9 protein-coding genes are annotated in these 13936 nt (G+C 61.1%); 6 read left to right on the top strand and 3 right to left on the bottom strand.

Annotated elements, in window-relative coordinates; genetic code table 11:
- The first annotated feature begins 190 nt into the window (after positions 1–190).
- Positions 191–2251, top strand: coding sequence for an acetate--CoA ligase (gene acs, locus OKW37_RS08360; RefSeq protein WP_429356791.1), 2061 nt, complete (start codon positions 191–193; stop codon positions 2249–2251).
- Between the two features lie 151 nt (positions 2252–2402).
- On the opposite strand, the gene OKW37_RS08355 is transcribed toward acs, so the two are convergent.
- The gene (locus OKW37_RS08355; protein WP_429407068.1) at positions 2403–4457 is read right to left on the bottom strand and encodes a sigma-54-dependent Fis family transcriptional regulator; all 2055 of its coding nucleotides are present in this window, start codon (positions 4455–4457) and stop codon (positions 2403–2405) included.
- A gap of 310 nt (positions 4458–4767) precedes the next feature.
- On the opposite strand from OKW37_RS08355, the gene OKW37_RS08350 reads away from it, so the two are divergent.
- Positions 4768–6294: an aldehyde dehydrogenase family protein gene (locus OKW37_RS08350; RefSeq protein ID WP_429407070.1), complete on the top strand. Its 1527-nt coding sequence runs from the start codon at positions 4768–4770 to the stop codon at positions 6292–6294.
- Positions 6295–6310: 16 nt separating this feature from the next.
- On the opposite strand, the gene OKW37_RS08345 is transcribed toward OKW37_RS08350, so the two are convergent.
- Positions 6311–6556, bottom strand: a complete 246-nt coding sequence (locus tag OKW37_RS08345) for a hypothetical protein (RefSeq protein ID WP_429356788.1) — start codon at positions 6554–6556, stop codon at positions 6311–6313.
- A 63-nt stretch (positions 6557–6619) separates the two neighbouring features.
- Between OKW37_RS08345 and OKW37_RS08340 the strand changes: the two genes are divergently transcribed.
- The 4 genes from OKW37_RS08340 (at position 6620) to OKW37_RS08325 (ending at position 12122) form a co-directional block, all read left to right on the top strand.
- Positions 6620–6871 (top strand): PAAR domain-containing protein, encoded by a 252-nt coding sequence (locus OKW37_RS08340; protein WP_429407072.1) that lies wholly within the window; start codon positions 6620–6622, stop codon positions 6869–6871.
- Between the two features lie 41 nt (positions 6872–6912).
- Positions 6913–10761 (top strand): type VI secretion system Vgr family protein, encoded by a 3849-nt coding sequence (locus tag OKW37_RS08335; protein ID WP_429407074.1) that lies wholly within the window; start codon positions 6913–6915, stop codon positions 10759–10761.
- A 13-nt stretch (positions 10762–10774) separates the two neighbouring features.
- A complete protein-coding gene (locus OKW37_RS08330) occupies positions 10775–11365 on the top strand; it encodes a hypothetical protein (RefSeq protein WP_429407076.1) in 591 nt (196 codons plus the stop codon).
- Positions 11366–11552: 187 nt separating this feature from the next.
- On the top strand, positions 11553–12122 hold the full coding sequence (locus tag OKW37_RS08325; RefSeq protein ID WP_429408463.1) for a hypothetical protein: 570 nt from the start codon (positions 11553–11555) through the stop codon (positions 12120–12122).
- A gap of 59 nt (positions 12123–12181) precedes the next feature.
- Here OKW37_RS08325 and OKW37_RS08320 read toward each other — a convergent pair whose 3' ends face one another.
- Positions 12182–13903, bottom strand: a complete 1722-nt coding sequence (locus OKW37_RS08320; RefSeq protein WP_429407078.1) for a diguanylate cyclase — start codon at positions 13901–13903, stop codon at positions 12182–12184.
- Between the last annotated feature and the right edge of the window lie 33 nt (positions 13904–13936).

Genomic DNA, 13936 nt, shown 5'->3' with positions numbered 1-13936 from the left:
TCGGGATGCAGCTCTTTGACAGGGAATACGTTGCTTGGCATTGCATCCGCCCTGGCCTTAAATTCGTTATGCAGCGCACGGACTGTCGCGCCTGGTGTCCAGACCCATGAGACAGGTCAAAAGACGCGCTGCCGCGGGTAGCGTGGGACACCTCGTGTCCCTGGGCACCTAGAAGCAAGGAGGAACTGTCATGTCACGAGACAAGTCATCGCGCCGCGCTTCCGCAGAGCAACAAGCGGCCGAGGTTTCCGAGGCGCAAATCGCCGTGCACTGGCCTGAAGAGGAATATTTCCCGCCGCCCGCCTCGTTCATCGCCCAAGCCAATCTGACAGACGCGGGAGTGTTCGCACGTTTCTCTCTCGACAAATTCCCCGAGTGCTTCAAGGAGTTCGCGGACCTTCTCGACTGGTACAGGTACTGGGACACGATGTTCGACGCGAGCAATCCTCCGTTCTGGCGCTGGTTCGTCGGTGGCCGGATCAATGCCTGCTACAACTGCGTGGATCGTCACCTCGCCGCCTACCGGAACAAGGCCGCGATCCATTTCGTGCCAGAGCCCGAGGACGAGACGGTCCAGCATGTCACCTACCAGGAACTTTATGTCCGCGTAAGCGAGTTCGCGGCCATGCTACGCGACTTCTGCGGTCTAAAAGCCGGTGACCGGGTTACTCTCCATATGCCTATGGTGGCGGAGCTGCCCATCACGATGCTCGCCTGCGCCCGGCTCGGAGTGATTCACTCGCAGGTATTTAGCGGCTTCAGCGGCGCGGCCTGCGCCGACCGCATCCTGGATTCCGAGAGCCGTCTGCTGATTACGATGGACGCTTACTGGCGTGGCGGCAAGCTGATCGATCACAAGGAAAAAGCCGACACCGCGTTCGCCGAAGCTGCCGGGAAGGGTCATCAGGCCGAGAAGGTTCTGATCTGGCAGCGGTATCCGGGCAAGTATTCGAGTCCGACGCAGCTCGTGGAAGAACGCGATGTCATCGTCAACGACGCCCTCAAGGCGTTCCGCGGCAAACGTGTCGAGCCCGTGCAGATGCCCGCTGAGGCACCGCTATTCCTCATGTATTCGAGCGGTACCACGGGCCGCCCCAAGGGGTGCCAGCATTCCATTGGAGGCTATCTCGCCTACGTCGCCTGGACATCGAAATACATCCAGGACATCCACCCCGAGGACGTGTATTGGTGCATGGCCGACATCGGCTGGATTACCGGTCACTCCTACATTGTCTACGGCCCGCTCGCGCTCGCGGCCTCGTCGGTCGTGTACGAAGGCGTGCCCGTCTACCCCGATGCCGGGCGACCCTGGCGAATTGCCGAAAACCTCGGCGTCAATATCTTCCACACGTCGCCGACTGCGATCCGCGCACTGCGGCGCAGCGGACCGGACGAACCCGCGAAGTACAGCTATCACTTCAAGCACATGACGACCGTGGGCGAACCCATCGAGCCCGAAGTCTGGAAGTGGTATCACCGGTCTGTCGGGAAGGGGGAGGCCGTCATCGTCGACACGTGGTGGCAAACTGAAACGGGCGGGTTCCTTTGCAGCACGGTGCCGGCGTTGCACAAGATGAAGCCCGGCAGTGCCGGTCCGGGAATACCTGGTATTCATCCGGTGATTTACGACGACGCCGGTAATGAACTTGCAAGCGGTTCCGGCAAGGCGGGCAACATCTGTATTCTCAATCCGTGGCCCGGCGCGTTTCAGACCATCTGGAGAGCCCCGGAGCGCTACGTGAAAACGTACTATGCCCGCTACTGCCGGGATCCCAAGAGCAAGGACTGGCGCGACTGGCCCTACATGGCGGGAGACGGTGCTGTCGACGCTGCGGACGGCTACTTCCGGATTCTCGGTCGCATCGACGACGTGATCAACGTCGCCGGCCATCGCCTCGGTACCAAAGAAATCGAGTCAGCCGCCCTGCTTGTCCCCGAAGTCGTCGAAGCGGCTGTCGTGCCGGTCGCCGACGAGATCAAGGGCAGAGTGCCCGAACTGTATGTTTCGTTAAAGCCCGGAGTGGAAGCTTCGGAGGAGCTTGCAAAGCGGGTCACAGACTCGGTGGTCGATCGGATCGGAGCCATCGCGAAGCCGCACCGGGTGGTCATTGTTCCGGACATGCCCAAGACCCGGTCGGGCAAGATCATGCGGCGCGTGCTCGCAGCACTTTCAAACCATCAAGACCCCGGAGACGTATCCACGCTGGCTAACCCGGAGGTCGTTGACAGTCTGCGGGAGCTCGTGAAGTAATGGGGGCTACGTCCATGATCATCACGCGGCGCGCGCGGCGGGCGGGCGGCCATCGGGCGCCGCAGCCTTCGTCACCCATGTGACTCGACTCATAGGGAAAACTGGCCAGTCACCGCGGCCATTATCGATTGGTCCTGCGCAAACTCCCGCGTCAATCCTTTTCCGCCACCCGCCCCGGCTGCACAGCCGGCATCCTGCGATAGATCGTGTTCCGCGAGACCCCGAGCGCACGCGCCGCGGCAGACACGTTTCCGCCGTGGCGCGCCAGCGTCATCGCAACCACAGAGGTGGCAACATCCTGCAGCCGAGCACCGTCGGGCAGCGACGCATCGCCAGCAGCAGGGGCATCCGCAGCCGAACCGGCCGAAATGGCTGAAGAGCTCGAAGCGGCCGACGCAGCAGAGCCCCCCTGTCCAACCTCGCCATCGCCGCAACCCGCGCCCCCCACATCATCCAAAAAATCATCCGGCAAATGCTCCCATCGAATCACCCCATCCTCATCCACCATCGCCGCCGCGGTCCGCAGCAGATTAGCCAGTTGCCGACAGTTACCCGGCCACGCATGTCGCCCGAACACCGCCATCACATCAGCCGCAACGCTGAGCGCCTGCCGCCCCCCGCTTTCGACTGATTCCCACTGCAACATCTTTTGAACGACGACCGCGAGATCGCTCCGCTCACGCAACGCCGGCAACCGAACCGCGAGCCCGTTGATCCGATAGTAAAGATCCTCGCGAAACTGGTTCTGCGCGATCATCTCGCGCAAGTTGCGGTGGGTCGCGCAAATAATGGAGACATCGACAGGAACCGCCCGCGTCGCCCCAAGCGGCGTCACAACCCGCTCCTGCAAAACACGCAGCAACCGCACCTGCAACGAATACGGCATATCCCCGATCTCATCGAGAAACAGCGTGCCTCCATTCGCCTGCATCAGCTTGCCGATCGCCCCTTTACGCCGCGCGCCGGTAAACGCACCCTCTTCATACCCGAATAGCTCAGATTCGATCAGCGACTCCGGAATCGAAGCACAGTTAACCGCAACAAACGGCCCATCACCTCGCGGCGAATCGTTATGAATCGCCTGCGCGAGCAACTCCTTGCCGGTACCGGTCTCGCCGGTGATCAGAATCGGAATATCCTTGCCGAGCACCTTGCGAACCTTCGCGATCAGTGCGGACACACGAGCATCGCCGGTATCGAGATCGCCGAGCCGCGGCAGTCCCGCAGCCGGCTGACGCGCATTCGCACACACCGGTCGCGGTGCGACTGCACCCTGCACATCGACGGCTCCACGCCCCAGCCCAAACGACGCCCGCCTGAACTGCCCGCGCGCGCAAACCACCGCACCGTTGTGCAAATTCAGCATCAGATGCGGCGCGACGCCATGCGTCAACCGGTCGATCAATTGCGCATACGAGATCTGAAATAGCGACGACAGCGTATGCGCGCGCAACGCAGCGAGCGACAAGCCCAACTGAAACTGCGCACTTCGATTCGCGGACAGAAAGCGCCCATCATCGGTAAACGCAATGATCCCTTCCATCAGCGTGCCGAGAAACTCAGGACGTCCGTGGAAGGACACTTGCAGCACGTCGCGAAACGCAGTCGAGAACAGATGGTTTTCGATCATCTGCACCGACATCTTCGCGAGTGCCGTCGTGTGCTGGTGATAGCTGCGGTGGTCGCCCGTCACGTCGAGCACGCCGATCAGATCGCCGTACGGATCGAGAATCGGCACACTCGAACAGGTCAGAAAGCGGTTCGCCGCCAGATAGTGCTGGTCCCCATGAACGACCATCGCACACCCCTCGGCCAGCGAGGTACCGATCGCGTTGGTCCCCTGACGATCCTCGGCCCAGTTCGCGCCAGGCCGCAGCGCCACTTTTTCCGCGCGATGCAGAAAGTCGTCGTCGCCGATCGAATGCAGGATCAACCCTTCGGCGTTGGTCAGCACGATCATGCTTTGCGTGTTGACGATCTGCTCGCGCAGCGTCTCCATGACCGGCATCGCATGCGCGCACAGCACCTGGTTCTGTTCGCGCTTCAGCGCGAGTCCCATGTCGGACAGGATGTCGTAATCCGGCCGGATCGATGCGCGCAGGCCGAACGTCTCGGAGCGTTCGTGGGCTTTCTGGATCGCCGGTGCGGGCCAACCTTTGGAGCGGTTAGCCGCCGCCACGCCGAGCGGATGAACGTCGTCGCGCATTGTCTCCTCCTGAATGCGCCCGGGTCGTGCCGGACGCTTTGATGCGTGTCAACAGAATACTCCCTTTGCCAGTCCGCCCGACGCGCGCGGCGACCCCGCGCGGGCCCGCATCCTTGATCTGCGTCAGCGTCGGCCGAATCTGCGGCGTTTCTGAACACCCGCTGCCCGCGCAACTGTTCCGAAACGGAACATTTCCGCCATACAGCTCACCGCAGTCCCTTAAATAGCCCACTTCGATGCATTGGTACGGTTCGTGCCTGATGTGGTCCCGCGCAGTCACCCGATCACCATCACAAAACGGAGACAAGTGATGAATCCATTTGACCTGAAAGCCCTCGGCATCGACATCGAGTATCCCTATCGCCAGCGTTACGAAAACTACATCGGCGGCAAGTGGGTACCGCCGGTCGGCGGCGACTATTTCGACAACGTGTCGCCGATCAACGGGCAGCCGTTTTGTCGCGTGCCTCGCTCGAGCGCTGCCGATATCGACCTCGCCATCGACGCCGCGCACGCAGCGCGCCGCAAATGGGCGAAGACGTCGGTGACAGAGCGCGCGAACCAGTTGCTGGCGGTGGCCGAGCGCATGGAGAAGAACCTGAAGCTGCTAGCGGTCGCCGAGACGATCGACAACGGCAAGCCGCTGCGCGAAACGATGGCCGCGGACCTGCCGCTCGCCGTCGATCATTTCCGCTATTTCGCGGGCTGCATCCGCGCGCAGGAAGGCAGCATCTCGGAGATCGACGACAACACGGTCGCTTATCACTTTCACGAGCCGGCTGGGGTGGTCGGTCAGATCATCCCGTGGAATTTTCCGCTGCTGATGGCCGCATGGAAGCTCGCGCCCGCGCTCGCGGCCGGCTGCTGCGTCGTGATGAAGCCGGCCGAGCAGACGCCGGCTTCGATACTCGTGCTGATCGAACTGATCGGCGACCTGTTCCCCGCCGGGGTCATCAACATCGTCAACGGCTTCGGCAAGGAAGCGGGCGAAGCGCTCGCCACCAGCAAGCGCATCGCGAAGATCGCGTTCACCGGCTCGACGCCGGTCGGCAAGCGCATCCTGCACGCAGCCGCGGACAACCTGATCCCGTCGACGGTCGAACTCGGCGGCAAGAGCCCGAACATCTTCTTCGCCGACGTGCTCGATCGCGACGACGCGTTCCTCGACAAGGCGCTCGAAGGTCTCGCGATGTTCGCGCTGAATCAGGGCGAAGTGTGCACGTGCCCGTCGCGCGTGCTGGTTCAGGAGTCGATTTACGAGCGCTTCATCGAGAAGGCGATCGCCCGGGTGGAACGCATCAAGGCTGGCCATCCGCTGAACCTCGAAACGATGATCGGTGCGCAGGCATCGCAGCAGCAGCTCGACAAGATTCTGTCGTATATCGACATCGGCCGGGACGAAGGGGCGCAGTGCCTCGTCGGCGGCGAGCGCGCAACCCCTGGCGCCGGCCTCGGCGAGGGTTTCTACGTGAAGCCGACGATGCTGTTCGGCAACAACGATATGCGTGTGTTCCAGGAGGAGATCTTCGGGCCGGTCGCCTCGGTGATGACGTTCAAGGACGAACAGCACGCGATCGAACTCGCGAACGACACGTACTATGGCCTGGGCGCGGGCGTGTGGACTCGCGACGGTACCCGCGCTTACAAGATGGGACGCGAGATCGAGGCGGGACGCGTGTGGACCAACTGCTATCACCTGTATCCGGCGCATGCGGCCTTCGGTGGCTACAAGCAGTCGGGGATCGGGCGCGAAACACACAAGATGGCGTTGTCGAACTATCAGCAGACGAAGTGTCTGCTGGTCAGCTATCAGGCGGAGGCGCTGGGGTTCTTCTAAGCGAAGGGCGCGTCGTCTATGGACGGCGCGTGCCGAAGAATGTCACTGTGCAGCCGGCTGACAAACGCCCGCAGGAACGATTCCCGTAAGCCGTGATCTCGAACAGACCAGGCGCCGCCGCAGTGACGATCGCGGCGAGCGCGCTGTTGGCAGGTTCATCCGGGGCCGCGGCGCATTGGGGGATGCTTCTTCTGGAAGCCGTGAGATCACGTTCGCCCGACAAATCAAACAAATTGCCTACATAGGCTAAAAATTCATCCAATTCCGAATGCTCCTGGTTGCCCCGCTCCCGATACTGTCATTCGCACATAACAGGGGATGACCGATGAAGAACGGCAACGGCCAGCCGATGATCCGGCTCGCAGACAAGACGACGCACGACGGCACGGTCATCGAGGCCGCGACAGACCTCATGCACATGGGCGTCCCGGTTGCACTCGATGGACACGGCGTCGAGTGTCCGAGGTGTGGCGGTGTCTATCCGATCATCGCGACCGGCCAGCGAACCCACAACGGCAAGCGGGTCAGCCATGGCGGCGACAGGACGGGCTGCGGCGCGATCCTGATCGCTTCATGATCGCTTCCCGGTTGCCACGAAACACCGAGTTCCTTGCACGCATGGTCGAACCCGCACAGGACCGCACGCTAGGTCTTTCCAGTGACGCACTACCCACGTGGGGCAATGAGCCTTTGCTGGCTCCGCTCCGCCTGCGCGGCACCGAATCCCTGGGCAAGCTCTATCGATACACGCTCGATGTGGCGACGATCGAAAGTCCGACGCTCGGATTGTGGCAAGCACAGGAACTGGTCGTACCCGATAACCTGATTGGCAAAGTCATCGACATTTCGATCGCGTTCGACGGGAACGGATTGTTCGGTCAACAGGAGTTGGAATCCGGTGACGTGACACACGTGGGCGCGGGCCGCCGCACGATTTCGGGCCTCGTCACAGGCGTGAAACAGACCGGCACCGACGACCGGCGCGCCCATTACCGCTTCGTCGTGCGCCCCTGGCTGTGGCTGGCCACGAAGAACCGCGAAAGCAGGATCTTTCAGGACGCGAGCGTGGTGGACATCACCGACCGGATACTCAAGGAGCGTTATCACTTTCCGGTCGTGATGGAGTTGGGCGCGACCGGTCTGTGCGAAGGCTACCCAAAGCGGGACCATGTCCGGCAGATGTGGGAATCCGATTTCGAATTCCTCACGCGGATCTGGAGAGAATGGGGAATCTACTATCTGTTCGACGGAATGACGCTGGTACTGTGCGATTCGCCCGGCTCGCACAAACAGCACGACAACGGCTACGACACTATCCGCTATCACGCGCCTGACAGCCGGCACGTCGACGAAGAACACATTCACAGGCTCGAGGTCTCGCGTCAGATCACGACGGGCAAGGTCAGTCTGATCGACTACGACTACACGCGCCCCCGCATGCACTTCGAGGGCGAGTACGAGAGCTTCAGCGAACGGGCCTTCGACAACATCGAGCAACACGGCTGGGGCGACTACTCGCAACCGCTCGCCGGCGAGATGGGATTGTCGGGTAGGCGAAACAACTTCCGCAATGAAGCCGAATACCTCGCGAGCGTGCGCGTCGACGCAATGCGCTGCCACCGGCTACGTCTGAAGGGCCGAGGGAATCTGCGCGGCCTGACAACCGGGAAAACATTCTGGCTCGACAACCATCCGCAATGCGACATCAACGCCGAGTACCTGGCGGTATCGACCACGCTCGACATTCGCAACGCGCCGCAGAACACACAGCCGTCCGGTAACGACACGAACGACGCGTTGCGCCGGTGCGTGACCAGCTTCGTGCTTCAGCCTGCCAATACATTCTTCAGAAACCGCCCGAAGAAAAAGCCGCGCTGCGCGGCGGAAACGGCGATCGTGGTTGGGCCCGAGCATCAGCCGATCTGGGTCGATGGATACGCGCGCGCCAAGGTGCGTTTCGTGTGGGACCGGCTTGGCCCGAAAAACGAGAGCGCCAGTTGCTGGGTGCGCGTGTCGTCGCCGTGGCAAGGCAATGGCTTCGGCGCGATCTATCCGCCGCGTGTCGGTCAGGAGGTCATGGTCAGCTACCACGAAGAGGACCCGGACAAGCCGTACGTATCGGGCCGGATGATCAATGGCTGGAACCAGCCGCCCTGGAAGCTACCGGATAACCAGGCACTTTCAGGCGTCTTGAGCAGTGAGCTCAAAGGTGGCTGCGACGGCCAGACCAATCACGTCGTACTGGATGACACGCCGGGCCAACTCCAGGCACAGCTCGCCAGCGATCACGCACGCTCGCGCCTCGTGCTGGGCTACAACACGCAGGTCGTGCGCGAGGCCGGCCGACAGCAGGCGCGCGGTGAAGGCTGGGAACTGGCCACCGACGCATGGGGTGTCGCGCGCGCCAATAGAGGCATGCTGATCACCACGGAGGCGCGTCGCGGCGCGACCGCGCCGGCAAAGGATCTCGGCGAGACCGTGGCGCGCCTCACGCAGGCGCGCGATATCCACGAGAACCTCGCGGGTCTCGCGCGGCAGTATGAGGCACAGGAGCAGCAGACCAGTCAAAGCGACGTATCGCGGGCCATCAAGGCGCAGAACGAGGCGATACGCGGCGTCGCGGCGCGTGCGGACCTTCCCTTCCCGCAACTGAGCGCACCCGACATGGTGCTGGCCAGCGCGGCGGGGGTCGGTCTCACCGCAGCGCAAAGCACGCACGTGGCGAGTATCGAACACATCGCGCTCACAGCGGGCGGACACGTCAGCATGGCGGCGGCGAAATCGCTGCTGGCGTCGGCAATCAACGGCGTGCGGGTGTTCACGCAGAATCTCGGCATCAGGCTCAAGGCCGCGTCAGGCAAGGTGCGAATCGACGCGCAGAGCGATGATGTCGAGGTCATCGCGCAGCGGGTCGTCAGCATCATCAGTAGAACCGATTCGATCAATCTGATGGCCAGCAAAGAGATCGTGCTCCATGCGGGAAGCACGAAGGTGGTCATCAATTCGGAAGGGTACAGGGTCTATACGGATGGAGAGCATCGGGTCCATGCGCGTGGTCATCAAACTGACAGGCCAGCGGCGCGGCCTGTCAATGTGCCGGTAACGCCCGGAAAGCCGGGCAAGCTGGCCGCGCATCACGTTCTGATCGAACACGATACGGGCTTTGCACTGCCGAACCAGCCGTACCGGATCACGCTCGACGATGGTCAGGTGATTCAGGGCGTGACCAATGCGCTTGGAGAAACGAGTCTCGTCACGAGCAATCTTCTTGCATTCGCGACGGTTGAACTGTTCGCCGCGAGTGAACCGGACAAGGTTATTGCGGTGAGCAGAGGCGCGGTGATCAGGGAGACGAACGAGCCGTTTGCAAGTGCAGTGCCCAACGCCGAGAAGCGCACCGCCAGGGTCGCAGGAAAGGCCGTGGCCTCTCCCGATCAAAGCGCGACGACGGAAGACAAGCCGCCGGAATTCGTTTCATGCGATCCGATGAACTTCGGTCTGCGCTTTCATCACTTCATCAACGGTGCGACCGAGGCTGATGCGCCGGCCGGTATGTCGATGCGCAAGGATGTTGAATATCCGGTGACCAAGGCTTATACGGCTGCGATCAAGACGGCGTTGCAGGGAATCGATTGGGCCGGGGTGACGTGGCCGTTGACTTCCGATTCGATAAAGACCATTCAAAACGCGGTCACGCCGCAATTGGAAATCGCGCTTGGTGCCGGGCCCTTTGGATTGCCACGAGGCTATGCCGCTAGCCCCGAAAATAACGGTTGCATGCCACAGGTTGTGATTGTCAATCCACTGCGGGCAACGGAGTTTAACCTGCGACACGATGTCAGCGCCGCATTCATCGGGAAGTACTGGCTTATCGCCGTCAACGAGAGCGAGATCGCGCACATCGTCGAACTCAGAGACCAGCGGCCCTCGCTGGACAACCGTCTCAGCGCATTTGCCGACACGCTGTATCACGAGTGTCGCCACTGCCAGCAGTACTTCTGGATGTTTTCTTTGCTTCAGCACTTTCCAGACGACTATAGGGACCTGCCGAATATCCAGACGTTGTATCGGTCGACGATGCTGAGCGAAGCCTATGAAGTGGCTAGAAATTCGCCGCTACCCGACGATCATCGCGTTCACATCGGTCTGCACAGGATGCTTGTATTCCACTACTACTGGCTGATTTCCTACATGCAGGACAAACGGGGTTGGGAGTACGTCAGGCGAGATCTCCCGAGTGCTGAAAGGAAGGTATGTGAACTGCTGAACGTCTCTGCTGAAACAGCACAAAAAATGGCGCAATTCGAAACCGGCTATAGGAGCCAACTTCATGAAGAAGATGCCTACGCCTGCGCGGAAGTGGTTCAGGCCTACTGGCGCAATCCTGGTGATCCTCTCGTTCGCAATCCCGGTACATGCACGGCTCAGTACACCGACGCTCTCAGGACCGTCGGGGCCAGGAACTGAGATGAGACCGACTGTGACCGACGCCCAGCGCGACATGGCCTTCAGGATATTGACCACGGCAATGGCGATCCTGCGGGACGACGAGCCCTTCGATCCCGCACATACGATATTCGGCCGCATTCTTGCGGCTGATCCCCTGCGCGGTAAAGTTGGTGGTACCGAGTATTCCTTCGTGAATCCGGCTTTCCCGCGGACGGACATCATCGTATTTGTGATACCCGATCCGCTCGACCCCTCCGCCGACCGCACGAAAGTCAAGCGAGTCGCGACGCACTTCACGATCCGTTTCAATCCACTATTGACAGACATTAGCCGCTCGACGCTGGAAGATCTCCTCCATGTCGATATCGGCTACTGGGTCGACGGCAACGGCGAGCGGTGGCCCGGCAACGATATGGGAACGACGCCACCGCAGATTCGGCTGCATGGCTATCGTTATCGTGCTTCGAATCTGCCGACGAGCCGATTTCCGGTGGATGTCGAATTTGCTTTCGGCGACCCCGACCCGAACGATCCGGCGCCGGACGAACCCAAAACGCCGGTCCTGATGGACGTTCTTCTCAAGCGTGGCTATTCCGCATTGAAACGGCAACACCGTGATTAGAGCCCGTCTTGAACAGCAGGTGGCAAAGCGCCACGGCGCGCGGAAGTGGATCAGGCCTACTGGCGCAATCCTGGTGATCCTCTCGTTCGCAACCCCGGTACATGCACAGCTCAGTACACCGACGCTCTCAGGACCGTCGGGGCCAGGAGCTGACAAGAGACCGACTGTGACCGATGCTCAGCGCGACATGGCCTTCAGGATACTGATCACGGCAATGGCGATCCTGCGCGACGACCAGCCCTTCAATCCCGTGCATACGATATTCGGCAGCATTCTTGCGGCGCGACGAGATCGCGGCGTGGTAGGCGTTACGGAGTATTCCTTCGTGAATCCGGTGTTGCCGGACACGCAAATCATCGTAGTTGTGGTACCCGATCCGCTCGACCCCTCGGCCGACCGCACGAAAATCAAGCAGGTCGCGAGGCGCTTCACGATCCGCTTCAATCCACTATTGACGGACATCAACCGCTCGACGCTGGAAGATCTCCTCCAGGTCGATATCGGCTACTGGATCGACGGCAACGGCGAGCGGCGGCCCGGCAATGATATGGGAACCGTGCCTCCACAGATTCGTCTGCATCACTATCGCTATCGTGCTTCGAATCTGTCAACGAGCCGATTTCCGGTGGATGTCGAATTTGCTTTCGGCGACCCCGGCCCAAAGAATCCAGCTCCGGACGAACCCAAAACGCCGGTCCTGATGGACGTTCGCCTCAGTCGTGACTATTCCGCATTGAAACGGCAACACCGTGAATAGAGCCCGTCGTGAACAGCAGGTGGCAAAGCGCCGCATGTACAGAGACGACATCCGCATTTTCAGCTTTGCATGGACTCGCTTGCCACCACCCTGTTTCGCCCACTCGCCTTCGCGGCGTACAGTCGCTGGTCCGCGATCGCAATCAATCCCTCGAGGTCAAAGCAGTTATCCGAGACACTCTCCGCCACCCCGATCGATATCGTGAACCATATCTCACGGCCCGGCGCGGTGCGGGTTAATTGCGTCTCCTGAAGGACGCAGGCGTTGCGGGCGACGGCCTCGCGCACGCGCTCCGCAATTCGGGCCGCGTCGTCCGCGGTCGTATCGGGCAGCAGCACACAGAACTCCTCGCCACCCAGACGTGCCATCAGATCCCCCGGGCGCACGGCAATCCTGACCACGTTGGTCAGGTGCTTCAGGGCCTCGTCTCCGCCAGCGTGCCCCCAGTTGTCGTTGACCACCTTGAAATGGTCGATATCGATCATCAGCAGCGCGATGCGGCGCTCGTCGTTGCGCCGTGAAAGTGCGTCGAATTCCTCATTCAAACGGCGGCGGTTCGCGAGACCGGTCAGGGGGTCCGCGAGCGACAATTCCCGCAGCCGCCCGTTGAGTGCCATCTGCGTGGAAAGAAGCTGGTCGACGACAAAAAGAGTGGCCCAGAGAAGCAATGCCATCAGTATCCACACCCCGGCAAACAGCGCGCTGCTCAAGCGAACGACCGAGAAGAATACGGTCGCAGCGGATACGTAATCGGTCAATACGAGATCCGCCGTATCCAGCTTTCTGAAGAGCAGGAAGTCCTGTCCCGCACTCAACGTTCCGCTGGGTGTCCGAAACAACGTGGAAGCAGAGAGCGTGTTCCACTGCGCCGGCAGAGTCTTCAGCCAATTCTCATCATTGACCGAGAAAGTACTTCCGCTCGTTGCAATTGGCATCCCGCTCGGGTCTATCAGAGCGTGAGTTTCATCCGCTGTGGTGTTGTTCCACAGATAGTCCTGAACGATGCGTTGCGGGACCACAAAGAATATGAGGCCGCGAACCACGTCGTTACTCATCACCGCTGTCCCAAACAGCAGGCGAGGTCCTGCCGGGTTCTTGCGCCCGCGAACCGGATCGAACGTGACGTCATAGTCGAGCGGGTTCTGGTTGGCCAGCTGTAACAGGCGCGAGCTGCCGTACATTTGCAACAGCCGGACTACCTCGTCGTCGTCAATGGTTGGGTGAGCGACCACGATACCGGTCGGCGAGACATATACCGCGCGTTCGAGACCCGTCCCCATCTGGAATTGCACGGCAAACAGCCGGCTCATCAATTGGGCGAGCCGCAGGTCCTCGACAAATGTGGGCTCGTCACGGTGCAAACCAGGAGTCACCGCGAGCTGCTGTGTGCCGATACCCCGAATGGGGGCGTCGATATCGCGGACTTGAAGATTCCAGACGCGCTCGTCCTGCGCCCGGAGTACCGCCTGGAGCGAGGCATCCGGTGTTCGATCGAGCTGTGCTGTCCGGTCCGCAAGGAGCCGCTCGGCACTCTCGCGAAGAAACTGCAAGTGCTGCCTGTTATTGCGGACCGCGACATCGAGAACCCTGGCCTGAATCTCGAGCTGATGCGAACGGTTATCGAGCTCCCGGGCACGTACGAGAAAATATTGGTGTACAGCAAGAATCAACGTGACAACGAATACCACGGCGAAACACAGGATCACGGTATGCCGCGGACGTGAACTGGCGCGGTGCCAAACCGTTTTCGCAGGCGTTTTAGACGCGGACGGCAGGCGCATGCCGGCTCTCCGGTGATCCAGCTCCAAGTGTGA

Source organism: Paraburkholderia sp. MM5482-R2 (assembly GCF_050436125.1).
Classification (GTDB): domain Bacteria; phylum Pseudomonadota; class Gammaproteobacteria; order Burkholderiales; family Burkholderiaceae; genus Paraburkholderia; species Paraburkholderia tuberum.
The sequence above is the reverse complement of the archived record's forward strand: the minus strand, read 5'-3'. Positions and strand labels throughout refer to the sequence as shown.